Here is a 26,506-nt window from a genome sequence, read left to right on the forward strand (position 1 = left end):
TTGTCGTCAGCGCGATGCGACGCGCTTCCATCGCGCTGCGATGCGAGCCTTGATCTGGCCGACCCGGGCCTCGTGGGCGGCCCAATAGGCGCGGCTGGCGGCTGCGGTGCCTTGGCGATAGCGGGCATAGACGGCTTTGGGTTGCGCCGCCATCTTCGGGCGGCTCGCCGGTTTTGCCGGAGCTGCCGCAGGTGCTGCGTAAGTGGGCCGGGGCGCCGGATCCGGAGCGGCCGCAACCTCGGTCTCAAGAGCCTTCGAATTCATGGCGGCAAGACGGTTGCGGGCCCGGTTGCAATAGACCTGCGACCGCGCGGTCATATCTTCTTCGCCATGGCCTGCCCGATACTTCATGAGCGCGCGGCACATGTCCCCGCCAGCCAACCGCCACGCTTGGCTGAGATAAAGCACCCCATAATGGATGTTGATGTCGGGTTCGGCGAGTTCCGCCTCGCTGCCCCGGAAGCCCAGCATCGCGGCCGTCTCGGGCCGCACCTGCATCAGGCCGATCTCGCCGACGCTGCCGACGACGGCCGAATTGTAGCCGCTTTCGACGAAGACGACCGCTTCGGCGATATCGGCCGGTAAATTGGTGTTTGCGGTTTCTCGCTCGATGATCTTCCGGATCATGGCCCGGGATGAGGGCGTTTCGCCGGCGCCGAGCTCCGTCCTGCCGGTGGAGATCGCCGACGTCGCGTGCGGCCCGTCCAGATCGCCGTCTCCAGCCTGTGCGCAAATCGGGGCCGACAACAGCAGGACGACCGCCACGTGTCTCCACGTCGCGCCGAGATTGAAGCATGCCCGATCCCACAGCATCGGTCCGTCATAGAGCTCCGGAGTTAACAAACCGGCCTCCGCTGCGGCGGCTAGCGCGCGCGGGCGCTCTGATCGGTGGACGTCGCTTGCGCAGGTTCAGCCAGCCGGTCGTCGATCGCATAGAGCGTGCAGGTGGGCGACCATTTCATGCAGGCCGCCAGCGAGTCGCGCTGGGCCTCGTCGGCCGTAACGCGTCCCGCGCGCCAGCCGTAGCCGCCGTTCGGCGACACCGCGAAGGCCTTGTGCGGCAACATGCTGGCGAGATAGCGCGCGAACTCGGCCCGCGCGGCCTCGTTGAGCTGGCGCGGCGGCGGCAGCGGGTCGGGCGGGCTCAGGATGTCGCGGCTGACGAGGGCGCGCTCGCGCAGGAAGGCGTCGACATAGGGCGTCCATTGCGCACGGCTCGCCACCGCATAGAGGTAATGGCCGTCGTCACCGAATGGCGGCGCCGCGATGAATTTTGCATTGCCGCCACTGGTGCGAAATCCGTCATGGAGGCGGCGCGCGAGGTCGGGGCCGAAATACGAATCGTTGGTCGCATAGACCCACAGCATCGGCACCCGCGAGGTCTTGCCGAAGGTGGCGAAGGCCTGCGCCAGCCCATCGGGATTGCAGACGTCGTCGTCGTCGCGCGAGCCGCGGCCGCCGGCGAAGTTGATCGCGGCGACGAGACCGGCCGGCGCCTGCGCGGTCAGTGCGACGGTGGCGAGCCCGCCGGCGGAATGACCGGCCGCGATCATGCCTGTTGTTGTGACGTCGGTCCGGCCCGCCATCGCATCGATCGCGGCGCGCAAGTCGGCAACCGCGACCGCGGCCGCGGGCAGGTAAGCGGCCTTCGCGCAACCGCCGACGCTATCGACGCGACCGCCGGGCGAGGTGCCGTAGCCGCGCCGCATCACGATCAGCGCGGCAAAGCCGCGCCGGGCATATTCCAGCGCGATGCCGTAATATTTGTGTGCGGCCATCGTCGCGCGGTCGTCGAAGCTGCGCGGCGAGCCGTGGCTGAGCAGCGCCAGCGGATAGCGCTTCGTCCCGGCCGGGCGCACCAGGAAGGCCTCCAGCCCCTGCGGCCCGGCCTCTGCCATGGGGATGCGGAGATCCTCGGTGTAGAACTCCGCAGCCACCGCAGACGACGGCCCGCCCGCCGGGATCAGCGAGGCGATCAGCAGAGGGAGCAGCTTGCGCAGGACAGCCATGAGGCGATTCGAACAGCCGGAAGGCCTCGACCATAGCATGATCCCGCAATTTGCATTGCGGTGCCGACGTGCACGACGAGCGGCGCTAGCGCCCGGTGGATGCGCCAGAGGTGTCCGTGGTGTCGCTACGGAGCTCCCGCTCGAACCGGCGCCTCACCTTGGCGAGGTCATGATCCACAGCTGCGTTGCGCAGCATCGGGTTGCGTTCGACGCCAGTTTGCTCGACGGATCCGGGAGACGATAGCACCAAGGAACTGGCGAGCAGCAGGGCCGTTGCGAGAATGGTCATGTCCCCATTCATGGACCCAAATGCGGCCATTTGTTGCCGGCGTCGGCCGATGGCTTTTGAGTTGGCGTGTGCAAGCCCAATGCTATGGTGCGGCAGGGCCTCAATTTGACAAGGACGAGGATATTTCAGTGGCAGATGTTCATCCCGGGGCGGGCAAGCAGGCTTCGCCGGACGCGCTCACCAATATTCCGCGGCTGGTGACGACCTATTTCGCCGGCAAGCCCGACGTCGCGGATCCCGCGCAGCGCGTGGCATTCGGCACCTCCGGCCATCGCGGCACCTCGTTCAAGAACACTTTCAACGAAGGCCATATCCTCGCGACCACGCAGGCGATCTGCGACTACAGGCGGGAAAAGGGGCTGACCGGACCGCTGTTCATCGGCATCGACACCCACGCGCTGGCCGAGCCGGCACTGGTCAGCGCCGTCGAGGTGTTCGCCGCGAACGGTGTGGACATCATGATCGACAAGGACGGCGGCTACACGCCGACGCCGGTGATCTCGCACGCGATCCTCACCTACAACAAGGGTCGCACATCGGGACTCGCCGACGGCGTCGTCATCACGCCCTCGCACAATCCGCCGGAGGATGGCGGCTACAAATACAATCCGCCGCATGGCGGCCCGGCCGACACCGATGTCACGGGCGTGGTCGAGAAGCGTGCCAACGCCTATCTCGCCGACGGCCTCAAGGGCGTGAAGCGCATCGACTATGCCAAGGCGCTGAAGTCTTCGAACGTCCATGCCACCGATTTCGTTACGCCCTACGTCGCCGATCTCGGCAATGTCGTCGATCTCGACCTCGTCAAATCCGCCGGCATCAAGATCGGCATCGATCCGCTCGGCGGCGCCGCCGTGCACTACTGGCATCCGATCATCGAGCGCTACGGCCTGAAGGCCACCGTGGTGAACGAGGCGATCGACCCAACGTTCCGTTTCATGACGGTGGACTGGGACGGCAAGATCCGCATGGACTGCTCCTCGCCCTACGCGATGGCGAGCCTGATCGCGATGCGCGACCGCTTCGACGTCGCCTTTGCCAACGACACCGATGCCGATCGCCACGGCATCGTCACGCGCTCCGGCGGCCTGATGAATCCGAATCATTATCTGGCGACCGCGATCTCCTATCTGTTCGCGCATCGTCCGAACTGGGGCAGGGATGCTGCGATCGGCAAGACCGTGGTGTCGAGCTCGATCATCGATCGCGTCGCCAAGAAGCTCGGGCGCAAGCTGGTCGAGACGCCGGTCGGCTTCAAATGGTTCGTCGACGGTCTCCTCAGCGGCGGCTTCGGCTTCGGCGGCGAGGAGAGTGCGGGCGCCTCGTTCCTGCGCCGCGACAGCGGGGTTTGGACCACCGACAAGGACGGCGTCATCCTTGGCCTGCTGGCAGCGGAGATCATGGCCAAGACCGGCCGCGATCCCAGCCAGCTCTTTGGTGATCTCACCGCCGAGTTCGGCGTGCCGCATTACGCCCGCATCGACGTCGCCGCGACCGGGCCGCAAAAGAACATCCTGAAGTCCGTCACGCCCGAGCAGCTCGGCCTGAAGGACCTCGCCGGCGACCCCGTCCTCTCAACGCTGAGCAAGGCGCCCGGCAACGGCCAGCCGTTCGGCGGCATCAAGGTCGAGACCGACTATGGCTGGTTCGCCGCGCGCCCGTCCGGGACCGAGGATGTCTACAAGATCTACGCCGAGAGTTTCCGCAGCACCGAGCACCTGACGCGGATTCAGGAAGAGGCCAAGGCGGGGTTGGCCAAGGTGTTCGGGGCTTAAGGGTCCGAACGCTTACGGCTCTCGCTGCTGCCCGCAGGGACACCTGCCGCTCCGAAGGGGACCGCTTGCCGCATCCACCGCTGTCATCACCGCGAAAGCGGGTGATCCAGTACGCCGCGGCTCCAGTTGTGTGAGCCTCATGCCCGCTGCGGAGTACAGGATTCCCCGCTTTCGCGGGGAATGACCCACCACCTTGGTTGTATACATCAAAACACATAAAGGTATTTTAATACGGCAAAATTGCCACTTGAACCATTCTGTGCATCCGCTATTGTATACATAACGTATTCATAAAGCCGTGGGAGTGAGATCAATGACAAAGCCCTTCCCCATGAACGCCTGGTACGCCGCGGCCTGGGACGCGGACGTGAAGGCTGCGCTGCTGCCGCGGACGATCTGCGGCAAGCATGTCGTGATGTACCGCAAGGCCGACGGCTCGGTCGCCGCGCTTGAGGATGCCTGCTGGCACCGTCTGGTGCCGCTGTCCAAGGGCCGGCTCGAAGGCGACACCGTCGTCTGCGGCTACCACGGCCTGAAATACAATGCGCAGGGGCGTTGCACCTTCATGCCCTCGCAGGAGACCATCAACCCGTCGGCCTGTGTGCGCTCTTATCCCGTGGTCGAGCGTCACCGCTACATCTGGCTCTGGATGGGCGATCCCGCGCTGGCCGATCCCGCGCTCGTCCCCGACATGCACTGGAATCACGATCCGGCCTGGGCCGGCGATGGCAAGACCATCCATGTCAAATGCGACTACCGCCTCGTGCTCGACAATCTCATGGACCTCACCCACGAGACCTTTGTGCACGGCTCCTCCATCGGCAACGAGGCGGTGGCGGAGGCGCCGTTCGACGTCACTCATGGCGAGAAGACTGTCACGGTGACGCGCTGGATGCGGAACATCGAGCCGCCGCCGTTCTGGGCCAAGCAGCTCGGCAAGACCGGCCCCGTCGACCGCTGGCAAATCATCCGCTTTGAGGCGCCATGCACCATCGCGATCGACGTTGGCGTGGCGCCCACCGGCACCGGCGCGCCGGAAGGGGACCGCTCGCAGGGCGTCAACGGCTTCGTGCTCAACACCATCACGCCGGAGACGGAAAAGACCTGCCATTATTTCTGGGCCTTCGTGCGCAACTATCAGCTCGGTGAGCAGCGCATCACCTCCGAGATCCGCGAGGGCGTTTCCGGCATCTTCCACGAGGACGAATTGATCCTGGAAGCGCAGCAGCGCGCGATGGACGAGAACCCCGATCGTATCTTCTACAACCTCAACATCGACGCCGGCGCGATGTGGACGCGCAAGCTGATCGACAGGATGGTGGCGAAGGAAAACGGGCCGCAGCACCTTCAGGCGGCGGAGTAGGACATGGCCGAACGTGAGGTCGACCGCTCCGTCTCGCAGACCGTGAAGGCGCAGCTCGCGCTACGCGACCAGATCCTGTCCGGCTCCTTACGCCCGGGCGAGCGCATCTCCGAGCTCCAGGCGGTGGAGACCACCGGCGCCTCGCGCACCCCGGTGCGCATGGCGCTGGTGCGGCTGGAGGAGGAGGGCCTGCTGGAAGCGATCCCGTCCGGCGGCTTCATGGTGAAGGCGTTTTCGGAGCGCGACATCTCCGATTCCATCGAGCTACGCGGCACGCTGGAAGGTCTCGCCGCGCGCTTCGCCGCCGAGCGCGGTGTTTCCGCGCGCGAGCTCGAGCCGCTCAAGGAGTGCCTTGCCGCGATCGACGAATTGCTGCGGCAGGTGCCGATCTCGATCGAAGCCTTCTCGTCCTATGTCACGCTGAACGCGCGCTTCCACGCCCTGCTCACGGAATTGTCGCGGAGCCCACCCTTGATCCGCCAGATCGACCGCGCCTCGGCGCTGCCGTTCGCATCCCCGAGCGGCTTCGTGATGGCGCAATCGGCGCTGCCCGAGGCGCAGCAGATCCTGATCATCGGCCAGGAGCACCACCGTGTCGTGATCGACGCGATCGAGAATCGCGAGGGTGCCCGCGCCGAAGCCATCATGCGCGAGCACGCGCGGCTGGCGGTGCGCAATCTGCGCCTCGCGCTGCGCAACCGCACCCATCTCGACCTTTTGCCAGCGCTCGCGCTGATCAAGACCGCAACCGATTGAGGGCAGTCCCATGCGCTTCATCGAAACCTGGATTCCGGCAACGCTCGTTTCGACGCGCGATCTCGCCCCCGGCATCCGCGAATTCCTGATCCGGCCGGATCAGTTCGACGCCGCCGCCTATCCGGTCGGCAGCCACATCAATATCAGCGTGACCATCGACGGTCTGCCGGAGACGCGGTCCTATTCGCTGGTCGGCGAAGCCACCTCGGCTGGCTTCAAGATCGCGGTGCGCCGTGCCGATGATTCCCGCGGCGGCTCGCGCTACATGTGGCAGCTCGCGCCGGGCGCGCGGCTCGACATCACCCAACCCGCTTCGCTGCTCGCGGTCGACTGGGCGCGCGAACATTATTGCCTGATCGCCGGCGGCATCGGCATCACGCCGATCCTCGGTGCCGCGCAGGCGCTGGCGCGGCGCGGCGCGGATGTCACGCTGCATTATGCGGTGCGCTCGCGCGGCGAAGCCGCCTATCTCGACGATCTCTCCGCCATGCTCGGAGATCGCCTGGTCGTTCATGCCAGCGACGAAGGCAGACGGCTCGACCTCGATGCAGTGTTCGCGTCCTTGCCGCAAGGCGCGCTGTCGCTGTTCTGCGGCCCGATGCGGATGCTGGATGCCGCGCGCCACGCCTGGATCGGCGCGGGCCATCCGCTGCCCGATCTCCGCTACGAGACCTTCGGCTCCAGCGGCACGCTGCCCACCGAGACGTTTCGCGTGCGGCTGAAGGGCTCCGACGTCGAGCTCGAAATCCCGCGCGAGCGCTCGATGCTGGATGTGCTCAATGCCAGCGGTCACGACGTGATGTACGACTGCAAGCGCGGTGAATGCGGCCTCTGCGCCATCGACGTGGTCGAGGTCGACGGCGAGATCGACCATCGCGACGTCTTCTTCAGCGATCATCAGAAGCAAAGCAACCAGAAGATCTGCGCCTGCGTCTCGCGGGCACGGGGCACGATCACGGTGGATACGTTGCTGCGGGCGGATGCGATCTGAGGCAGCCTCTCGAGACCCGGCAGGCTCTGAAGGATTGTAGCCCGGATGGAGCGGAGCGAAATCCGGGGCGGTCTTGCTCCGGCCCGCACTCGTCCCGGATTGCGCTCCGCTCCATCCGGGCTACGAAGCGTCAGCGGCAAGTGACCTACGCCGCAAACGTCGCCCGAAGCTTCTTCGTATCCAGCAGCGCCAGCACGCCATCCACCGACACCGGCCGGCTGATCAGATAGCCCTGCACCTCGTCGCAACCGATCTGCCTGAGATAGTCGAGCTGGTCGGCGGTCTCGACGCCTTCGGCGACGACGGCGATGCGCAGGTCGCGCGCGAGCGAGATCACCGATTTGACGATGGCGGCACAGTCCGGCTGCACCAGCATGTCGCGGATGAAGGACTGGTCGATCTTGATGCGGCTGAACGGCAGCTTGCGCAAATAGGTGAGGGAGGAGAAGCCCGTCCCGAAATCGTCGAGCGCCACCGTGACGCCGAGCTGCAGCAGCGCGTTCAGAACCGGCTCGGCCGAGCCGTATTTCGACAGCAGCATCGATTCCGTGATCTCGATCTCGAGCCGGTGCGGCGCGATCTTCGCCTCCGCCAGCGCCTGCACGACGATCTGGAGGATGCCGGCGTTGTGAAACTGCGCGGCCGAGAAGTTCACGGCGACCCTGATGTCGTCCGGCCACTCGGCCACCGTGGCGCAGGCGCGGCGGACGACCCATTCGCCGATCTCGTGGATCAGCCCGGTCTCTTCCGCAATCGGAATGAATTCGCTCGGCGGCACCAGTCCGCGCTCAGGATGTTGCCAGCGAAGCAGTGCCTCGAAACCGGTGATCCGGCTTTCGTCGAGATCGAGGAACGGCTGGAACACGAGGAACAGCTCGTTTCTCGCGATCGCGCCCTCGAGGTCGGATTGCAGCGCCTTGCGATCGCGAGACACCCTGTCGTCGCTGGCCTCGAAGAAGCGGATCGTGCCGGGGCCCGCCTTCTTGGCACGGTAGAGCGCGGCATCGGCATTCTTCATGACGTCGAGCGGCGTGGTGCCGTCGCGCGGCGCCAGCACGATGCCGACGCTGGTCGCGCCTACGATCTGGCGGCCTTCGATGCGGAACGGTTCAGTGAAGGCCGCGACGAAGCGTTCGGCGATTTCGAGTGCATCCTCGGGACGCGCCAGATTGGCCATCACCAGCGCGAACTCGTCGCCGCCGATGCGTGCGACATGCTCGGTGGCGCGCGTGCAGCGTCGCAGGCGGCTTGCCACCTGGACCAGGAATTCGTCGCCGGCGGGATGGCCGAACTTGTCGTTGACCTCCTTGAAGCGATCGAGATCGAGCAGGAGCACCGCAAACTCCTCGCCGGACAATGCCAGTCGCTTGAGCGCGGCCTCGAGCGTCTCGTTGAAGGCGACGCGGTTGGGCAGGTGGGTCAGAGGGTCCAGCCGCACCGTGCGCTCCGCCTCGATCTGCCGCATCACGCGCCGCGCGAACGAGAAGGAATTGACGAACACGCCGCGGATCAGCACGCTGCCATAGACCACGACGAGGAAGGCGATCAGCAGAAAGGCCAGATCGCCGTTCCTGCCGAGGCAGATCGCGATCCCGACGAAGACCGGGGCGGTGAAGGCGATCGCTGCGATCGGGATGGTGGCGAAGGCGAGCGCGCCGCCGGCCAGCATCCCCGAGCACAGGCAGGTGATGACGAGCTGGCCGCCGGTCGAAGCATTGTCGAAGAAGGCGACCGGGACGATGCCCCAGGCGGCACCGAGGACGAAGGCGTTGCGCACCAGCCGGTGCATGGCGCGGCGCGAGACGAATTGCGGCTTGGTGATGCGGCGCGCCGCGCGCGATTGCAGGCCGAATGCGATCGCGGCGCTGGCGACGGCGGCGGCCCAGATCAGGGCAGATATCCTGTCCGGCGACTGCCAAAGCGCGATGGCGAGCACGATGGCATTGCAGGCATTGGCGAGCATGATGCCGACCGAATAGCCGAGCACCAGCGACATCTGTTCGGCGCGGATATGGCCGGCCACGGCTTCGTCGGTTGCGGGACCGCCAAAGGCCGATAAATCGCCCGCGAACAGCCGCGCGACATAGCTGGTCGTTTGAGTCCGCATCTCAGAGCCTAGCAGCATGGGCCGTTGGTCGGCTCCTCAGGGAGAATTCGCCGCAAACCTTTGACGAACTATGAATTATCCCTGACTGCGGCGTTCCCCGCGACCACTTCTGCGTGTTCGTGACGTGATATCGATAACAAATCGATACAAATGCGGACTTCGGACGGCTGTAACGAGAGCAGGGCGCTCTCCACTAGCTCGCCGTCATGCCTCGGCTTGACCGGGGCATCCAGTACGCCGCGGTCTATCGAGGAATCACAACCGTCTCTGGAATACTGGGTCGCCCGGTCAAGCCGGGCGATGACACCTGTGCTGGAGCGACGTCGTCACCGCCCCAGCTGCTTGGGATCGTAATAGAACCGCTCCTCGATCAGCTTGTCGCCGCGCCAGGTTTGCCACGCGATCTCGTCCAGCGTTCGTGAGACACCCTCTGCGTTGGTGAAGCTGAACGTCCAGCGCGTCGCGACATGGTCGCCGTCGATCAGGCTCGGCCCAATGCGGACGGCTCTGACCTCTTTCGAGGCCGCCAGCACGGCACGCTCCTTGGCGACCAGCTTGTCGCGGCCGACCGTCGGGGCGCCGTTGTTCTCATAGGTCGCGGCGTCGGGCGTGCAGAACTGCTCGATCGCGCCGATGAAATCCCCGGCCTCCAACCGCTGCGCAAAAGCTTCGACGACGTCACGGCTCGGCATGGCAAACCTCGCGATTAAAACCGACTGATAGTCGGTAAATACCGACCGGTAGTCGAAAAGTCAAGTGGCCGCTTCTGCCGAATTCGATTAGACGAGACCCATGGCAAAGCAGGCGGAGCGGCGGGCGGCGACATCGGAGGCGATCCTGACGGCGGCGCGCCGCCTGTTCGGAACGCAAGGCTTTGCCGCCACCACCATGGACGAGATCGCGGAAGCAGCCCACGTCGCCAAGGGCGCGGTCTATCATCACTTCAAGACCAAGGAGGCGGTGTTCGAAGCCGTGTTCGACCAGGTCTCGCGCGACCTCGTCGTCGAGATCGACGGAACGGCGCGCGCCGAAAAGGACGTGCTCGCAGCGATGGTCGCCGGCACGCAGCATTACTTCGCGGCGACCGCCAAGGGCTCGACCGGCCAGATCATCCTGCGCGACGCCCCGGCCGTGCTCGGCTGGGAGCGCTGGCGCGAGATCGACGCGCAGCATTTCGGCGGCAAGCTGCCGCGTGCGCTTTCGGTGGCGATGGAGGCTGGCCTCATCGCAAAGCAGCCGGTCGAGCCGCTGGCGCGGCTGCTGCTCGGCGCGGTGACGGAGGCCGCGGTCGCCTGCGCCGGACGCGCTGACATCGCAAGGGCGGGCGCGGAATATGCCCGTGCGTTCAAGTCGCTGGTCGAGGCGCTGCGCCTGCGGGAATGATTGTGCTAAGCCACGCAGACGGAAACGCCCCAACCAACAAGAAGACTGACAAGACATGACCATAAACTCCTCCCTCGCGCCGTCCGATCCCGAATTTGATTACATCATCGTCGGCGCCGGCTCGGCCGGCTGTGTGCTCGCCAACAGGCTCTCCGCAAACGGCAAGCACAGCGTCCTGCTGCTCGAAGCCGGCCCGAAGGATTCCAACATCTGGATTCACGTGCCGCTCGGTTACGGCAAATTGTTCAAGGAGAAGAGCGTCAACTGGATGTACCAGACCGAGCCGGAGCCCGAGCTGAAGGGACGCCAGGTGTTTCAGCCGCGCGGCAAGACCCTGGGCGGATCGAGCTCGATCAACGGGCTGCTCTATGTCCGCGGCCAGCACGAGGACTACGACCGCTGGCGCCAGCTCGGCAACACCGGCTGGGGCTACGACGACGTGCTACCCTACTTCAAGAAGGCCGAGAACCAGTCGCGCGGGGCCGACCAATATCACGGCAGCGGCGGCCCGCTGCCGGTGTCCAACATGGTCGTGACCGATCCGCTGTCAAAGGCCTTCATCGACGCCGCGGTCGAGACCGGACTGCCCTACAACCCTGATTTCAACGGCGCTACGCAGGAAGGCGTCGGCCTGTTCCAGACCACGACGCGCAACGGCCGTCGCGCCTCGACCTCGGTGGCTTATCTCGGCCCGGCAAGGACCCGCGGCAATCTCAAGGTCGAAACCTCCGCGCTCGGCCAGCGCGTGCTGTTCGAGGGCCGCCGCGCCGTCGGCGTCGAATATCGGCAAGGCGCGCAAATCCGACGCGCCCGCGCGCGCAGGGAGATCGTGCTGTCGAGTGGCGCCTACAACTCGCCGCAGCTGCTGCAGCTTTCCGGCGTCGGCCCCGGCGACCTCCTGCGCAAGCATGGCATCGATGTCGTGCTGGATGCGCCGGGCGTCGGTCACGACCTCCAGGATCACATGCAGGTCCGTATCGTGATGCGCTGCTCGCAGAAGATCACGCTGAACGACACCGTCAATCATCCGCTCCGCCGCACCATGGCCGGCGCGCGATATGCGCTGTTCCGCAAGGGGTGGCTGACGATTGCGGCGGGCACCGCGGGCGCGTTCTTCAAGACTAGCCCGCGGCTGGCCTCGCCCGACATCCAGGTGCACTTCCTGCCGTTCTCGACCGACAAGATGGGCGAGAAGCTGCATGATTTCTCCGGCTTCACCGCCTCTGTGTGCCAGCTCCGTCCTGAGAGCCGCGGCTCCCTGCGCATCCGGAGCGCCGATCCGACGGTGCCGCCGGAAATCCGCATCAACTACATGTCGACCGAGACCGACCGCACCACCAACGTCGAAGGTCTGAAGATCCTGCGCAAGATCTTGAATGCGCCGGCGCTGAAGCCGTTCGTGGTCAATGAGTACGATCCCGGGGCGAAGGTATCCACGGATGCCGAGCTGCTGGATTATTGCCGCGAGCGCGGCAGCACCATCTACCATCCGACCTCGACCTGTCGTATGGGCAATGATGCGCTCGCGGTGGTCGACCAGCGGCTGAAGGTGAGGGGGCTCGAAGGCCTTCGCATCGTCGACGGCTCGGTCATGCCGGACCTCGTATCGGGGAACACCAACGCGCCGATCATCATGATCGCCGAAAAGGCCTCCGACATGATATTGGAGGATGCGCGGTAATTTCGCGTCTTGAGAGGGTTTGGACTTGGCTACTCGATTTCGGATCGGCACACGCAAGAGCACAATGGCGCTGGCACAGACGGAAGAGATCGCGCGCCGCCTGACCGCCGCCGTGCCCGGTCTCGACGTCGAAATCGTCAAGTTCGACACCACCGGCGATACCGACCAGACCAGCAAGTTGCTGCCCCATGGCGGCAAGGGCGGCGCCTTCGTCGCGCAGATCCGGGCCGCCGTGCTCTCGGGCGAATTGCATGCGGCGATGCACTCGTTGAAGGACATGCCCGGTAACGAGGACACGCCGGGCCTCGTGATCGGCGCCACGCTGTCGCGCGATCCGCCCGGTGATGCGCTGGTGCTGCGCGACGGCGTCACAGTGCAGGCGCTCCGCCAGTCCAACGGCAAGGGTTTCAAGATCGGCACCAACGCGGTGCGCCGGGCGGCCTATGCAAGGCGGCTGTTTCCGGACGTCGAGGTGATCCACTTCCGCGGCGCCGCCGACACGCGTGTGCGAAAGCTCGACAATGGTGAGAAGCAGCGCCTGCCGGACGGCGGCACGGTGGGGCCGGCCGATGCGCTGATCATGGCGCGTTCGGGCCTCGACCGCGTCGGCCTCGCCGGCCGCATCGCCTATGAGTTCACCGCGGCCGAGATGCTGCCCGCGGCGGGGCAGGGCATCGTCGCGGTCGAATGCGCCGCGCAGGACTGGCAAACGCGAAAAGTCCTGTCATCGATCGACGATCCCGCCGCGCATGCCAGCGCGGACGCCGAGCGCGAGGTGCTCTGGGTGCTGAACGGCCACTGCAATTCGCCGGTGGCGGGCTTCTCGACCATCACGGGCGATCAAATGTCGCTCACCGCATCCGTGCTCGATCTTTCCGGCAACATCATCATCGAGGCTTCGCGCGAAGGCCCCGCCAACCGGCCGCGCGAGCTCGGCCGTGCGGTGGGTCTGGATCTGCTGACGAAGGGCGCCGCCGAGATCATCGAGCGCAGCCGGCCGCGCTAGGCGGCCGCGATCACGGGATCATGCGGGCGTGCGCCTGTTTTGCCCGACGTGTCAAACGCGCGTCTGCGCCACGCGCGGCCGGTCCTGAGTTTTCAATGACTTGCCTACTGTGCATGGGGTTGTTTTCGCGTTTTTGTTATTAGCCCCGTACGCGCTTGATCATCTGCTCGACATGGGCGATCGGCGTTTCCGGCTGGATGCCGTGGCCGAGATTGAAGATCAGCCGCCCTTGGGCAAAATTGGCCAGCGTGTTGTCGACCGCGCGGTCGAGCGCCGCGCCGCCCGTGATCAACACCAGCGGATCGAGATTGCCCTGCACGGCGACCTTGCTCTGCACGCGTTCGCGAATGAAGCCCGGCTCCGCGGTCCAGTCGATGCTGACCGCATTGACGCCGGTCGCTTCGACATAGCCAGGCAATTGCGCACCGGCGCCGCGGGGGAAGCCGATGATCTTCGCATCTGGCACTTTGGCCCGCACGCCCTCCACGATGCGCCGGGTCGGCTCGACCGACCAGCGCGCGAACTCGGCCGGCGGAAGCACGCCCGCCCAGGTGTCGAAGATCTGCAAGGCATTGGCGCCGGCGGCGAGCTGCAACAGCAGATATTGAATCGAGTTCTCGACCAGCACGTCGATGATTTCAGCGAACGCCTCCGGGTGCCGGTAGGCCATCATCCGCGCCGGCGCCTGATCCGGCGTGCCCTGGCCCGCGACCATGTAGGTCGCCACCGTCCACGGCGCGCCGCAGAAGCCGATCAGCGCGATCTTTGGATCGAGCGCGCCGCGGACGAGCTTGAGCGCCTCGAATACCGGCTCGAGCTTGCCGAAGTCGGCGCGCGCGGCGAGCGTTGCGACCTTCGCCGGATCATCCAGCGGATCCAGCCGCGGGCCCTCGCCGACCTCGAACCGCACCGAGCGCCCGAGCGCATGGGGGATCACCAGGATGTCGGAGAAGATGATCGCCGCATCGAAGCCGAACCTGCGGATCGGTTGCAGCGTCACCTCGGCCGCAAGCTCCGGGTTGAAGCACAGGTCGAGGAAGCCGCCGGCCTTGGCGCGGACCTCGCGATATTCCGGCAGATAGCGGCCGGCCTGCCGCATCATCCACATGGGCGGGATGCTCTGGCGCTGGCCGGAGAGCACGTCGATGAAAGGTTTCGTCGCAGATTGGGGCACGAATGGTCCTGAGCAAGGTTATGGCCTCTGATACACCGCTCCGGCCCTCAGCGGAACAGGGGAACCAGCGCAAGAGGGCCGCGTTGATCCAGCCGATGGAGGAGATCATGGCTGAGAGATTCAATCCCGCCCCGCACGACAAGCACGCCGTCGATCCGCACGAGGCGCTCGCCGCTGATCGGCAATCCAAGCTCGACGCCGGGCTAAAGGACACGTTCCCAGCGTCTGATCCCGTAAGCGCCGCCCAGCCGACACCCACGAAGGCTGATGCGGAAGCCGACAGCCCCTCGCTCTGGGACAAGGTGAAGGCAATCTTCAGCTAGCGGAAGGCGACGCCGGGATTCCGATCGGCTTGCTAATACCTTGTTAGCGATGTGCTGATCGCGACGTCCGTAGGACTACTGGAAACCGGGGAGATGGCTGCGTATTCCAGTAGTGATTTCAGAGTTCAATAATAGAAGCGGCAGAGTTTCCGACGATCGGAGAATTCTGCCGCATGAGCCTTTCGACCCAAAGAGCCGGATGGAGCCGTCTGCCGCTGCGCGCGGCGGCGTTCGTCGTGCTGACCTGCGCGACCATCCTCGGCGTCAGCGGCTGGCGCGAATGGGCTGCGCGCGATGCGGTGCTCAGGGGCGCCGAGACCGAGATGGCGAACGTTGCCCGCTCGCTGACCCAGCATGCCGAGGACAGCCTCGATCTGCTGGATTCCGGCGTCGTCGGCGTCGTCAGCCGGCTCGAGATGGACGGCACTGCACCCGCCACGATCGCCAAACTGCGCACCCTGCTGGAAGTACGCAAGAAGGCCATCGAGCGCGTTCACAGCCTCGCCATCATCGACGACCAGGGCAACTGGCTGACCTCGCCCGGCACGATCGGCTCAACGCTCAGCGACGATGCGTTTTTCCGCTATCATCAGCTCTCCCCGAAACGAGAGCCCCATGTCGGCCGTCCCGTAAAGAGCCTCCTGGACGGCGAATGGGTCGTCACCCTGTCGCGCCGCTTCAACAAGCCCGACGGCAGCTTCGGCGGGGTGGTGCTCGCGACCATCAGTTCAAAATATCTTTCGCATTTTTACGAGCAGTTCGAGATCGGCCGCAACAGCTCGGTGTCGCTCACGCATGGCGATGGCCTGATCATCGCGCGCAACCCCAGCAACGAGACATTCGTCGGACGCAGCGTTTCCGACAAGCCGTTATTCCGCGACGCCAGCCTGCAACGGCCGAGTGGGGCCTACTATTTCAAGTCCCCCCTGGACGGCGCCGAGCGCGTCAGCTTCTTCAAGCGCAGCAGCCGTTTCCCGCTCCTTTTGCTCGCCACAGTCGACAAGGACGAGTTGCTCGCGCCCTGGCGCGCCGCGGCAATCTCCCGCATGCTCTACGTCGTCGCGCTGGTGATGCTGATTGCGATCATCGGCGCCGTGCTGGTGCGACAGTTGCAGCGGGGCCAGCGCATGGCCGCGGCCCTGGTCGAGAAAGAGGCGCATTTCCGCCTGCTCGCCGAAGGCTCCAGCGACATGGTGACCCGCATCGGGCTCGACGAGCGGCTGCGCTATGTCTCGCCCTCGTCCGCGCGCGTCGTCGGCTGGCGCGCCAATCAATTGATCGGCACGCCGGCGCTGGCGGGCATCAATCCGGAGGATCTGCCGGAGGTCCAGGCGATCGTCGACGCCATGAAGCGTGGCGAGCGGGAGGAGGCGCGTCTCACCTACCGCAACTCGCACCGGCAGAACGGTGAAGTCTGGCTGGAATCGACCATGCGGGTGACGCGCAAGGACAATGGCCGCGTCGACGGCGTGGTCGCGATCTCCCGCGACATCACCGAGCACAAGAAGCTGGAAACCAGGCTCGAGACGCTCGCGATCGAGGACAGCCTCACCGGCCTTGCCAATCGCCGCCGCTTCGACGAGCGGCTGAAAGAGGAATGGGCGCGCGCCTATCGCGACCGCTCCAGCCTTGCTTTGCTGATGATCGATGTGGATCACTTCAAGGCCTATAACGACGAATACGGCCATCCGGCGGGCGATGCCTGCCTGCGTCTGGTCGCAAAGATCATCGCGGCCGAGACCCAACGCGCCGGCGATCTGGCGGCGCGCTATGGCGGCGAGGAGTTCGCCATGCTGCTGCCCAACACCGATGCCGTCGGCTGCGCCCTTTTCGGCGAACGGATCCGCAGTGCGATCCACGAGGCCGGCCTCGTTCATGCCACCAATCTGGAATCCGGATGCGTCACCGCCTCGGTCGGCGGTGCGACCTGTCGGCCGGCGCTGGAGCGCACGGCGGGCGTGGCCTCGCTGGTTGAGGCTGCCGACCGGGCGCTCTACGCCGCCAAGGATGCAGGCCGCGACCGCCTGGTGATGTCCGGCGAGCTCATGAACCTGCTGCCCAAGGCGTCCGGCCAGTAAGACGGCTCAATAATGCGGCGGAGGCTCGTTGGTCGGCCCCGGCGCATTGGCCTCGGCTTCCTGCAGCCGCTCGCCGAGCTCTGCGATCTTCCGCGTCAGCAGATCGATCTGCTTCCACTGCGCTGTGATGGTCTGGTTCAACGTCTCGATCGTGTCGTCCTGGTAGGCGAGGCGCGTTTCCAGCGTGTCGATGCGCTCGGCGAGCGCCTTGATCTCATTCGTCACGGCCGTGTCCCTTGTCCCGTTCGCGCAAACCGGATTCTTGCAAGCCGGATTCTTGCAAACCATGGCCGAGCGCGACGCGCTCATCGAACACGAAGCACTCCCCACGCCAGCGGCTCTGCGCCTCCGGCACCTCTTCCAGATATTTGAGGATGCCGCCTTTGAGGTGATAGACCTCGGCAAAGCCACGCGCGAGCAGATGCGCACTCGCCTTCTCGCAGCGGATGCCGCCGGTGCAGAACATCGCGATCCTGCGGTGCTTTGCCGGATCAAGCTCGACGGCGGCGAAATCCTTGAACTGGCCAAAGCTCCTGATGCCGGGATCGACGGCGCCCTCGAACGTTCCCATCGCCACCTCGAAGGCGTTGCGGGTGTCGAGCAGCAGCATGTCGGGCGCGGAGATCAGCGCGTTCCATTCGCTCGCATCGACATAGGTGCCGACCTGGCGGGTCGGATCGGCAGCCGTATCGCCAAGCGTGACAATCTCCTTCTTCAGCCGCACCTTGAGCCGCCCGAACGGCATCGCTTCGGCGGCCGAGAATTTCAGTTCGAGATTGTTCAGCCTGCCGCCGAACATGTCGCCGTGAGCGAGCTCGTAGGCAAGGGCATCGATTGCCTCCGGCGCACCGGCGAGCGTGCCGTTGATGCCCTCCTGCGCCAGCAGCACGCTGCCCTTCAGCTTAAGGCCGGCGCAGAACGCGCGCAGCGGCTCGCGCAGCTCGCGGTAATCGGGGAGGGCCGCGAATTGGTAGAAGGCGGCGACCTTGATAGTCGAATGCGGATCAGACATGGCGGCTCGTTTAGCAGGCGGCTGCCGCCCGGAAAACCCGCATGGCCGCCGGCCTCGAAAGGTCTATTCGCTCAGCGGATGGCAGCCATTTCCCTGGTATGCCAGCATTGCCCCAGCGGGCCGGAATGTGTCATGTAACCCCGGTTTTTCCGAGATGGCGCGCCATCCGCGCCACGGGCCCAAGAGAGCAAGAATTCGATGAGAAACTTTCATTTCCCAGGCAGGTCCACGGTCCACGCCACCAACGCGATGGTGGCGACCTCGCATCCGCTGGCCTCGCTCGCCGCGATCGAGGTATTGCGCGAAGGGGGCACTGCGGTGGACGCGGCGGTTGCGGGTTCGGCCCTGCTTGGCGTGATCGAGCCGCAATCGACCGGCATCGGCGGCGACTGCTTTGCGCTGATCCAGCCGCGCGGCGAGGGCAAGATCATCGCCTATAACGGCTCCGGCCGTGCCCCGAAGGCGGCGAACGCCGACTGGTACCTGGAGCGCAAGATCAACTCGGTGCCGCTGACCTCGGCGCATGCGGTCTCGATCCCCGGCGTGATCGATGCGTTCGCGACCGTCTTGCGCGACCATGGCAAGTTTGGCTTCGATCGGCTGCTCCAGCCCGCGATCAAGGCGGCCGAGGAAGGCTACGTCGTCGCCCCCCGCATCGCCTTCGACTGGAAGAACCAGTTCGAGAAGCTGAAGGGCGGCACCAACACCGTGCGTTACCTGTTGCCGGGGGATAAGCCGCCGGTGGCCGGCGACGTCATCCGCCAGGCCGAGCTCGGCAAGACGCTGCGCGCGATCGCCAAGGACGGCCGCGACGCCTTCTACAAGGGCCCGATCGCCGAAGACATGGTCGAGACCCTCAGGGGCATCGGCGGCCTGCACACGCTCGACGATTTCGCCGCGCACACCACCGAGACGACGACGCCGATCGGCACCATGTACAAGGGCTACGACGTCTGGCAGTGCCCGCCGAACGGACCCGGCCTCACCATGCTGCTGATGCTGAACATCCTGTCGCGGTTCGACCTGACGAAATACGCGCCGCTCAGCATCGAGCGCTTCCATCTCGAAGCCGAAGCCGCGCGTATCGCCTACATGCACCGCGAGCTCCACGTCGCCGATCCCGACCACATGCAGGTCGAGGTCGCCAAGATCCTCGCCAAGGAATTCTGCGACGAGCACATCGCCAAGATCCGCATGGACGGCATGCTGGACCTGCCGAACGTCGCACCGCCGATGAATCCGTCGACGATCTACATCACCGTCGTCGACAAGGACCGCAACGTCTGCTCGTTCATCAATTCGATCGCGCATTCCTTCGGCTCGGCGATCGTCTCGAACAAGACCGGCGTCCTGTTCCAGAACCGCGCCGGCGGCTTCCGCATCCAGCCGGGCCATCCCAATTGCATCGCCGGCGGCAAGCGGCCGCTGCACACGATCATGCCGAGCCTGCTCACCAAGGGCGGCCGCTCGGTGATGCCGTTCGCAGTGATGGGCGGGCAGTACCAGCCGGTCGGCCAGACCCACGTCGTGACCAATATCCTCGACTATGGCTGCGACGTGCAGGAGGCGATCGACATGCCGCGCGGCCTGCACTACGAGGGCCAGTATCAGCTCGAGGACAGCGTGCCGGCTGCGATCGTCGAGGGCCTGAAGAAGCTCGGCCACAAGACCACCAGCGTGGTCGGCCCGCTCGGCGGCGCGCAGGCGATCTGGATCGACTGGGACAAGGGCACGCTCACCGGCGGCTCCGATCCGCGCAAGGACGGCTGCGCGCTCGGCTATTGAGTGAAGCCGCGCGGGGTTCCGCGCGCAAGCCGCGCGGGGTTCCGCGCGCAAGATCAGGAAAAGTTGACGAAGGGCGACGCGGCATTTGCTGCGTCGCCCTTTCTCGTTCGGAACAGAGTTCATTGCTTCCGGTTAAGGGGCGATGAGCGGTGCAGGCGTGCGCTGCTTTGCAGATAAGCGGCGGAGGCGTCGATGTCCGACACATCAGGTTCCAAACAATCAACATTCGATCGGCGCGCCTTCATGGTCGGCGCGGCTGGCAGTGCGCTCGTCCCGATCACAGCGCGCGCGGCCACAGAGGAAGCCAAAGCCCCAGCTGCACAGGACCCCTCACTTCCCGTCGACGTCACGCTGCGCGTCAACGGGAAGGACAAGCGCCTGCGCATCGACGCGCGCACCACGGTGCTCGATGCGCTGCGCGATCACCTCAAGCTCACCGGCAGCAAGAAAGGCTGCGACCACGGCCAGTGCGGCGCCTGCACGGTGCTGATCGACGATCGGCGGGTGGTGTCATGCCTGACGCTCGCGCTCGCGGCGGAAGGGCAGGAGATCACGACGATCGAGGGGCTGGCGACCGACGATCGCCTGCACCCGATGCAGCAGGCCTTTGTCGACAACGATGCGTTCCAGTGCGGCTATTGCACGCCCGGCCAGATCATGTCCGCCGTGGCCTGCGTCAAGGAGGGACATGCCGGGAGCGAGGCCGACATCCGCGAATATATGAGCGGCAACATCTGCCGTTGCGCGGCCTATCCCAACATCGTCGCGGCCGTGAAGCAGGCCGCGCCCGAGATCATGAAAGGCTAGGCGCATGCGACCTTTTTCGTTTCAGCGGGCAACAGACCCTGACATGGCCGTGCAGGCGCTGAGCGCCGCCGCGGCAACAGCCAATAATCCGTTGACGCAGGCGACAGCCCAGCCGCTTGCCGGCGGCACCACGCTGATCGATCTGATGAAGCTCGACGTGATGCGGCCCGCCGCGATCGTCGATATCAATCCGCTGGCGCAGGCCTGGTCGGCAATCGAGCCTAGGGATGACGGATTACGCCTCGGCGCGCTCGCAAAGATGTCCGATGTGGCCGCCCATGGCGAGATCCAGCGCAATTATCCGGTGATCGCGAATTCCCTGAAGCTCGCAGCCAGCGCCCAGCTGCGCAACATGGCGACGCTCGGCGGCAACGTGATGCAGCGGACGCGCTGCAGTTATTTCCGCGACGTCTCCTACGAGAATTGCAACAAGCGCAATCCCGGCTCAGGCTGCGCCGCCATGGACGGCGTCAACCGCATGCATGCCGTGCTCGGCACGTCCGATCAGTGCATTGCGACCTATCCCGGCGATTTCGCGCAGGCGTTGATCGCCCTCGATGCGGTGGTCGAAATCACCGGCAAGGCGGGCACGCGCACGATGCCGTTCGCGGAGTTGCACAAGGCGCCGGGGAACTCCCCCGACATCGAGACCACGCTTCAGCCCGGCGAGCTGATTTCGGCCTTCTCGATCCAGGGACGCTGGCCGCGCTCGGTGTATCTCAAGGCGCGCGACCGGCAATCCTACGAGTTCGCACTGTCCTCGGCTGCGATCGCGCTCGACGTGCAGGACGGCACGATCCGGGATGCGCGCGTCGGGCTCGGCGGCGTCGCCACCATGCCTTGGCGGGCGCGCGAGGCGGAGGCGCTGCTGAAGGGACAAAAGTTCGACGAAGCTCTGGCGCAGCGCGTCGCTGATGCCGCTTTTGCAGACGCCCGCGGCCGCCGGCACAACAGCTTCAAGATCGCGCTCGGCAAGCGCGTGGTGGCGCGCGCGCTCCAGCAGGCCGTAACGATGGAGATCTGATCATGACCGCTGCAGCTCCCTCGCCCAAGGCGAATATGGGCCAGCCCGTGCCGCGCTATGATGCGGCTGCAAAGGTCACGGGGCGGGCGACCTACGCCTCCGACATGCCGCTGGACAATCCGGCCTACGCATTCCTGGTCACCAGTGCGATTGCCAAGGGCCGCATCAACCGTTTCGATCTCGATGAAGCCAAGGGCGTCCGCGGCGTAATCGAGATCGTCACGCACGAGAACGCCCCGAAGCTGAAGGAGTCGAAGCTGTTCAGCAATGGCGGCTATGCCGGGACCACGATCCAGCCGCTGAAGTCGGCCGAGATCGCGCATGACGGCGAGATCATCGCTGTCGTTGTTGCGGAGAGTTACGAGGCCGCGCGCGAGGCCGCCAATCGTGTCAAGGTCAGCTACACCGCCACCGCGCCCAGCGCGAGCTTCGACTCGCCGGGAACGACCACGGCCGCCGCTAAGGGCCAGAACGCGCAGTTCAAGGAAGATCCTGCGGTCGGCGATTTCGCCAAGGCGTTCGATGCGGCCGAGGTCAAGCTCACCGCCGCCTATGACACGCCGACGCAGCACCACAATCCGATGGAGCTGTTTTCGACGAGCTGCGTCTGGATGGGCGACAATCTCGTGATCTACGAAGGCAGCCAATTCGTCTATGGCTTGAAGAATGGCGTCGCCGAGCAGCTCGGTATCGACGCCGACAAGGTACGCGTGGTCAATCCCTATGTCGGCGGCGGCTTTGGTTCGCGCGGCTCGATGACGCCGCGGACCGCCATCATCGCCGGCATCGCCAAACGCCTGGGCCGCCCGATCAAGCTGGTCCCGACCCGCGATCAGGGTTTCACCATTACGACCCACCGTGCCGAGACGCGCCAGGAGATCAAGCTTGGCGCAAACCGGGACGGCAAGCTGCTGGCTTTGAGGCATGAGGGCGCCGAGGTCTCCTCGCGCGCCGACGCCTATTGCGTCGGCGGCACCAAGACGACGACGCGGCTCTATGCCTGCCCGAACGTCGACAGCCTGGTGTCGATCGTGCGTGCCGACCGCAACACGCCGGGCTTCATGCGCTCGCCGCCGGAGGTGCCGTATCTGTTTGCGCTGGAGAGCGCGATGGACGAGCTCGCGGTCAAGCTGAACATGGATCCGGTCGAGCTTCGGCGCATCAACGACACCACCAACGAGCCGATCGGTGGCAAGCCCTACACCTCGCGCTCGCTGATGGCGTGCTTCGACGAGGCCGCCAAGGCCTTCGGCTGGGCGCAGCGCTCGCCGCAGCCGAAATCGATGTCGGACGGCGACTGGCTGATCGGCTATGGCTGTGCCGCGACCTGCTATCCGACGCAGATGGGGCCGTCGGCCGCGCGCGTGCGCCTACAGCGCGACGGCCGGACCCGGGTCGAGATCGCCGGCCACGAGATCGGCACCGGTGCCTATACGGTCATCGCCCAGACCGCGGCCGAGCGCCTCGGCGTGCCCCTCGAGAAAGTCGCCGTCTTCATGGGTGACAGCGATCTGCCACCGGCGCCGGTTGCCGGCGGCTCGAACTCGACCGCGAGCACCTGCTCGGCGGTGATGATGGTGTGCGACCAGATTCGCCAGCGCCTATTCAAGGCCGCGATGCCGGCTCAAAGCCTGACCGACCGGGCCAAGGAGACCGTGGGTCTCGGCCAGACACCGGCCACGCAAGCGGCGAAGGGCGATCGTCCGCTCGATATCGAGAAGGCCTTTGATGCGCTCGGTGTCGGCGTCGTCGAGGAATATGGCGAGTGGAAGCCGGAAGGCGCGCCGCTGGATTCCTTCCGCGCCATGCACAACGGGCAGGTGCGGCTCGTTGGTGGTCACGCCATGAAAGACCAGATCGCCTACGCATTCGGCGCCGAGTTCGTCGAGGTCCGTGTCAATCGCTTCACCCACGAAATCCGCTGTCCTCGCCTCGTCGGTGCGTTTGCGGCGGGCAGGATCATGAATCCGCGCACGGCGCGCAGCCAGCTGATGGGCGGACTGATCTGGGGCATGTCGTCGGCATTGCTGGAGGCCACCGAAATCGACGAGCGCAATGCGCGCTACGTCAACGACAATCTTGCCGACTACCTCGTGCCCGTGAATGCGGACGTCGCCGGCGTAGAGGTCATTTTGCTCTCCGAGCAGGATGACCGCATCAATCCCGTCGGCGTGAAGGGCCTCGGCGAGCTCGCCAATGTCGGCACCAATGCCGCGATCTGCAACGCGATCCACCATGCCACCGGTCAGCGCATCCGCACGCTCCCGGTTCGGCTGGAAAATATCGAGGTGTGAGGGGTGGAAACCGCACCCGCGTTGCGCTAGACACCTTCCGCCTCAAACGGAAGGTGCCTTATGCAGCGTTTCCAGCGCGCGCTCCTCACCCTGATGTCGGCACTCGCGATCACGGTGATCGCAGGCGTGTCGCATTTCGTTTCCACCACGGCCTCGGCCCAGACCGCAGGAAAGACCATGACCACAGCTTCAGGCTTGCAGATCATCGATTCCACCGTCGGCACCGGTGCCTCGCCGCAGCCCGGCCAGATCTGCGTGATGCACTATACCGGCTGGCTCTACGAGAACGGTCAGAAGGGCAAAAAATTCGATAGCTCGGTCGATCGCAAGGAGCCGTTCGAATTCCCGATCGGCAAGGGCCGTGTCATCGCCGGTTGGGACGAGGGCGTCGCCTCGATGAAGGTCGGCGGCAAGCGCACGCTGATCATCCCGCCGCAGCTCGGCTACGGCGCCCGCGGCGCCGGCGGCGTGATCCCGCCGAATGCGACGCTGATGTTCGACGTGGAATTGCTTGCGGTGAAATAACTGACGTCTCCACGTCGTCATGCCCGCGCTTGTCGCGGGCATCCACGTTCTTTCTTCGTGCTGCTAAGACTTGGATGGCCGGGTCAAGCCCGGCCATGTCGGAGATAATCGATACGAACAAAAGGACCGGCCAAAAGGCCGGTCTTTTCGCGTTCAGTCCTGCGTGCGCTATTCCGTCGCGCGCTTTGCCCCTGCCGCTGCGCGATCGATCGCGTCCTTTGCGGCGTCCTTGGCATCGCCCATGGCCTGCTGGCCCTTGCCCTTCACTTCCTGGACCACGCCTTCGCCCTTCATGCGTTCGGAACCGGTGGCTTCACCGATGCCCTGCTTGGCCTTGCCGATCGCCTCGTTGGCGTTACCCTTGATCTTGTCGGTCGTGCTACCCATGAAACTCTCCTTCCATTTTGCTCGCAAAGGCAACGTCCCGCAGCTACGAGGGTTCCGATTTTGGCATGGCTCGCGAGTGCGGCTTCGGGTTAGGTTGCCGCGCACGGAACCAACAGAAAGCAAGTCCCATGACCGGCCATGACCATTCGCATTCCCACCATGACCACGATCACGACGATCGCTGGAAACATGACGGCGTGCGCGTCATTCCCGGCAACCAGCTCGATACCAACGTGCCGTCGACGGCGGGCATGGACCGCGCGGCCGCGATCAATTTCGCGCGCGTCGGCGCCCAGAAATTGTGGGCGGGCACCGTCAGCATCAAGCCGGATGCCAAGACTGGTGCACACCACCACGGCCACCTCGAAAGCGTCATCTACGTGGTGAAGGGCAAGGCGCGGATGCGCTGGGGCGAGAGCCTGCAATTCACCGCGGAGGCGGGCCCCGGCGATTTCATTTTCGTCCCGCCTTACGTGCCGCATCAGGAGATCAACGCCAGCCCGGACGAGGTGCTGGAATGCGTGCTGGTGCGCAGCGACGGCGAGGCGGTGGCGATCAACCTCGACATCGAGCCGGTCGAGAAGCCCGAGACCGTGCTGTGGGTCGACCCCATCCACCGGGATCCGAACGAGAAGAAGTAAGACCGCCCCGCGATGGGAGGCGCGATCGTCTCCGGGGGTTAAAAAATATTCGGAAGCTGTGTCGGGTGGCCCCCTGGCGATCCGTCCTTGGGCAGAACCCGCCCAAGGAGCTTCCGATGCCCAGGATGATCTTCCTCAATCTTCCCGTGACCGACCTCAAACGTGCGACCGCCTTCTATGAGGCGGTCGGCGCGACCCGGAACCCGCAATTCAGCGACGACACGGCGAGCTGCATGGTCTTTTCCGAGGCCATCTACGTGATGCTGGCGACCCACGACAAATTCCGCCAGTTCACGCCAAAGCCGATCGCAGATGCCAGGACCTCGAACCAGGCGCTGTTCTGCCTGTCCGCCGACACCCGCAACGAGGTCGACGCGATTGTCGGCAAGGCAGAGGCGGCAGGCGGGGTGGCCGATCCCAGCCCGAAGGACGAATACAGCTTCATGTACGGCCGCAGCTTCGAGGATCCGGATGGTCACATGTGGGGTGTGAACTGGCTGGACATGGCGGCTGTCCCTCCGCAGCCCGCCATGGCGAATGCCTGATCGCAGCCCGTCGAACGCTAAGCCAACGAGGAACATTCACGATGTCCAAGGTCGTACCCTGCATGTGGTTCAACGGCGATGCCGAGGAAGCCGCGAAGTTCTATGTCTCGCTCGTGCCGAATTCGGCGATCACGCACGTTCAGCGCAATGTTTCGGACGGCCCCTCCGGCAAGGAAGGCTCCGTGCTCGTCGTCGAGTTCACGGTCGCCGGTCAGCCGCTGGTCGCGCTCAACGGCGGGATGAAGATGGAATATACCCACGCCATTTCGCTGATGATCCATTGTGATGACCAGGCCCAGGTCGACAGCGTCTGGAATGCGTTCCTCGCCCATGGCGGCAAAGAGGAGCAGTGCGGCTGGCTCCGGGATCGCTGGGGCGTGGCCTGGCAGGTCGTGCCGAAGGTGATGTTCGAATTCCTGTCGAGCCCGGACAGGGCAGCGGCCGCGCGCGCGATGCAGGCGATGATGAAGATGGTGAAGCTGGATGTCGCCGAGCTGCGCCGCGCGTTCGAGGGCAAGTCGGCGGCGTGACGACGACACAGGTGCCGTAGG

The 26,506-nt window shown here is 65.3% G+C and carries 26 protein-coding genes; 17 read left to right on the plus strand and 9 right to left on the minus strand.

Translation table 11 applies throughout. The features are described from left to right. Positions 1–6: 6 nt before the first annotated feature. The 3 genes from RAD04_RS11475 to RAD04_RS11485 all read right to left on the minus strand — a co-directional run bounded on the left by RAD04_RS11475 (position 7) and on the right by RAD04_RS11485 (position 2,298). Positions 7–813: a transglycosylase SLT domain-containing protein gene (locus tag RAD04_RS11475; protein WP_461623878.1), complete on the minus strand. Its 807-nt coding sequence runs from the start codon at positions 811–813 to the stop codon at positions 7–9. A gap of 50 nt (positions 814–863) precedes the next feature. Further along, on the minus strand, positions 864–2,009 hold the full coding sequence (locus tag RAD04_RS11480; RefSeq protein ID WP_461623879.1) for an alpha/beta hydrolase family protein: 1,146 nt from the start codon (positions 2,007–2,009) through the stop codon (positions 864–866). An 85-nt stretch (positions 2,010–2,094) separates the two neighbouring features. Beyond that, entirely contained in the window at positions 2,095–2,298 is a 204-nt protein-coding gene (locus RAD04_RS11485) for a hypothetical protein (protein WP_461623880.1), read from the minus strand. 128 nt (positions 2,299–2,426) lie between these two features. Between RAD04_RS11485 and pgm the strand changes: the two genes are divergently transcribed. The 4 genes from pgm (at position 2,427) to RAD04_RS11505 (ending at position 7,183) form a co-directional block, all read left to right on the plus strand. Further along, positions 2,427–4,073 carry a phosphoglucomutase (alpha-D-glucose-1,6-bisphosphate-dependent) gene (gene pgm, locus RAD04_RS11490; protein ID WP_461623881.1) on the plus strand — a complete coding sequence of 549 codons (1,647 nt, stop codon included), beginning with the start codon at positions 2,427–2,429 and terminating at the stop codon, positions 4,071–4,073. A gap of 313 nt (positions 4,074–4,386) precedes the next feature. Further along, positions 4,387–5,436: an aromatic ring-hydroxylating dioxygenase subunit alpha gene (locus RAD04_RS11495; RefSeq protein WP_461623882.1), complete on the plus strand. Its 1,050-nt coding sequence runs from the start codon at positions 4,387–4,389 to the stop codon at positions 5,434–5,436. 3 nt (positions 5,437–5,439) lie between these two features. Further along, on the plus strand, positions 5,440–6,192 hold the full coding sequence (locus RAD04_RS11500; protein ID WP_461619623.1) for a GntR family transcriptional regulator: 753 nt from the start codon (positions 5,440–5,442) through the stop codon (positions 6,190–6,192). Between the two features lie 10 nt (positions 6,193–6,202). Next, the gene (locus RAD04_RS11505; protein WP_461623883.1) at positions 6,203–7,183 is read left to right on the plus strand and encodes a PDR/VanB family oxidoreductase; all 981 of its coding nucleotides are present in this window, start codon (positions 6,203–6,205) and stop codon (positions 7,181–7,183) included. 145 nt (positions 7,184–7,328) lie between these two features. On the opposite strand, the gene RAD04_RS11510 is transcribed toward RAD04_RS11505, so the two are convergent. Beyond that, complete coding sequence (locus tag RAD04_RS11510; RefSeq protein ID WP_461623884.1) at positions 7,329–9,290, minus strand: putative bifunctional diguanylate cyclase/phosphodiesterase; 1,962 nt, start codon at positions 9,288–9,290, stop codon at positions 7,329–7,331. Positions 9,291–9,616: 326 nt separating this feature from the next. Then, positions 9,617–9,982, minus strand: a complete 366-nt coding sequence (locus tag RAD04_RS11515; protein ID WP_461623885.1) for a nuclear transport factor 2 family protein — start codon at positions 9,980–9,982, stop codon at positions 9,617–9,619. Between the two features lie 100 nt (positions 9,983–10,082). On the opposite strand from RAD04_RS11515, the gene RAD04_RS11520 reads away from it, so the two are divergent. Genes RAD04_RS11520 through hemC form a run of 3 tightly spaced genes read left to right on the plus strand, consistent with a single transcriptional unit; the run spans position 10,083 to position 13,360 of the window. Continuing rightward, complete coding sequence (locus RAD04_RS11520) at positions 10,083–10,673, plus strand: TetR/AcrR family transcriptional regulator (protein ID WP_461623886.1); 591 nt, start codon at positions 10,083–10,085, stop codon at positions 10,671–10,673. Between the two features lie 55 nt (positions 10,674–10,728). Further along, the gene (locus RAD04_RS11525) at positions 10,729–12,354 is read left to right on the plus strand and encodes a GMC family oxidoreductase (protein WP_461623887.1); all 1,626 of its coding nucleotides are present in this window, start codon (positions 10,729–10,731) and stop codon (positions 12,352–12,354) included. A 25-nt stretch (positions 12,355–12,379) separates the two neighbouring features. Then, a complete protein-coding gene (hemC, locus tag RAD04_RS11530) occupies positions 12,380–13,360 on the plus strand; it encodes a hydroxymethylbilane synthase (protein WP_461623888.1) in 981 nt (326 codons plus the stop codon). Positions 13,361–13,499: 139 nt separating this feature from the next. Here hemC and hemE read toward each other — a convergent pair whose 3' ends face one another. Continuing rightward, positions 13,500–14,534 (minus strand): uroporphyrinogen decarboxylase, encoded by a 1,035-nt coding sequence (hemE, locus tag RAD04_RS11535; protein ID WP_461623889.1) that lies wholly within the window; start codon positions 14,532–14,534, stop codon positions 13,500–13,502. A gap of 107 nt (positions 14,535–14,641) precedes the next feature. Here hemE and RAD04_RS11540 point away from each other — a divergent pair, with 107 nt between their 5' ends. Both RAD04_RS11540 and RAD04_RS11545 read left to right on the plus strand, forming a co-directional pair. Then, positions 14,642–14,857, plus strand: coding sequence for a hypothetical protein (locus RAD04_RS11540; RefSeq protein ID WP_461623890.1), 216 nt, complete (start codon positions 14,642–14,644; stop codon positions 14,855–14,857). A 173-nt stretch (positions 14,858–15,030) separates the two neighbouring features. Then, a complete protein-coding gene (locus RAD04_RS11545) occupies positions 15,031–16,935 on the plus strand; it encodes a sensor domain-containing diguanylate cyclase (protein WP_461623891.1) in 1,905 nt (634 codons plus the stop codon). Positions 16,936–16,941: 6 nt separating this feature from the next. Here RAD04_RS11545 and RAD04_RS11550 read toward each other — a convergent pair whose 3' ends face one another. After that, on the minus strand, positions 16,942–17,160 hold the full coding sequence (locus RAD04_RS11550) for a SlyX family protein (protein WP_461623892.1): 219 nt from the start codon (positions 17,158–17,160) through the stop codon (positions 16,942–16,944). Next, entirely contained in the window at positions 17,150–17,947 is a 798-nt protein-coding gene (gene trhO / locus RAD04_RS11555) for an oxygen-dependent tRNA uridine(34) hydroxylase TrhO (RefSeq protein ID WP_461623893.1), read from the minus strand. Before trhO ends, RAD04_RS11550 begins: the two co-directional genes overlap by 11 nt. Positions 17,948–18,145: 198 nt before the next feature. Between trhO and ggt the strand changes: the two genes are divergently transcribed. The 5 genes from ggt (at position 18,146) to RAD04_RS11580 (ending at position 24,382) form a co-directional block, all read left to right on the plus strand. Beyond that, a complete protein-coding gene (ggt, locus tag RAD04_RS11560; protein ID WP_461623894.1) occupies positions 18,146–19,732 on the plus strand; it encodes a gamma-glutamyltransferase in 1,587 nt (528 codons plus the stop codon). Between the two features lie 192 nt (positions 19,733–19,924). Then, entirely contained in the window at positions 19,925–20,539 is a 615-nt protein-coding gene (locus tag RAD04_RS11565) for a (2Fe-2S)-binding protein (protein ID WP_461623895.1), read from the plus strand. A gap of 4 nt (positions 20,540–20,543) precedes the next feature. Next, positions 20,544–21,563, plus strand: a complete 1,020-nt coding sequence (locus RAD04_RS11570; protein WP_461623896.1) for an FAD binding domain-containing protein — start codon at positions 20,544–20,546, stop codon at positions 21,561–21,563. A gap of 2 nt (positions 21,564–21,565) precedes the next feature. Next, entirely contained in the window at positions 21,566–23,857 is a 2,292-nt protein-coding gene (locus RAD04_RS11575) for a xanthine dehydrogenase family protein molybdopterin-binding subunit (protein ID WP_461623897.1), read from the plus strand. 60 nt (positions 23,858–23,917) lie between these two features. Continuing rightward, positions 23,918–24,382 carry an FKBP-type peptidyl-prolyl cis-trans isomerase gene (locus tag RAD04_RS11580; RefSeq protein ID WP_018323238.1) on the plus strand — a complete coding sequence of 155 codons (465 nt, stop codon included), beginning with the start codon at positions 23,918–23,920 and terminating at the stop codon, positions 24,380–24,382. Between the two features lie 168 nt (positions 24,383–24,550). Here RAD04_RS11580 and RAD04_RS11585 read toward each other — a convergent pair whose 3' ends face one another. Next, positions 24,551–24,769, minus strand: a complete 219-nt coding sequence (locus RAD04_RS11585; RefSeq protein ID WP_026202894.1) for a CsbD family protein — start codon at positions 24,767–24,769, stop codon at positions 24,551–24,553. A 128-nt stretch (positions 24,770–24,897) separates the two neighbouring features. Here RAD04_RS11585 and RAD04_RS11590 point away from each other — a divergent pair, with 128 nt between their 5' ends. The 3 genes from RAD04_RS11590 (at position 24,898) to RAD04_RS11600 (ending at position 26,485) form a co-directional block, all read left to right on the plus strand. Continuing rightward, entirely contained in the window at positions 24,898–25,410 is a 513-nt protein-coding gene (locus tag RAD04_RS11590) for a cupin domain-containing protein (RefSeq protein ID WP_007606929.1), read from the plus strand. 116 nt (positions 25,411–25,526) lie between these two features. Then, positions 25,527–25,955 carry a VOC family protein gene (locus RAD04_RS11595; RefSeq protein WP_091956138.1) on the plus strand — a complete coding sequence of 143 codons (429 nt, stop codon included), beginning with the start codon at positions 25,527–25,529 and terminating at the stop codon, positions 25,953–25,955. A gap of 41 nt (positions 25,956–25,996) precedes the next feature. Next, positions 25,997–26,485 carry a VOC family protein gene (locus tag RAD04_RS11600; RefSeq protein ID WP_461623898.1) on the plus strand — a complete coding sequence of 163 codons (489 nt, stop codon included), beginning with the start codon at positions 25,997–25,999 and terminating at the stop codon, positions 26,483–26,485. Positions 26,486–26,506 lie beyond the last annotated feature (21 nt).

This window comes from Bradyrhizobium sp. 25ACV (genome assembly GCF_054863005.1).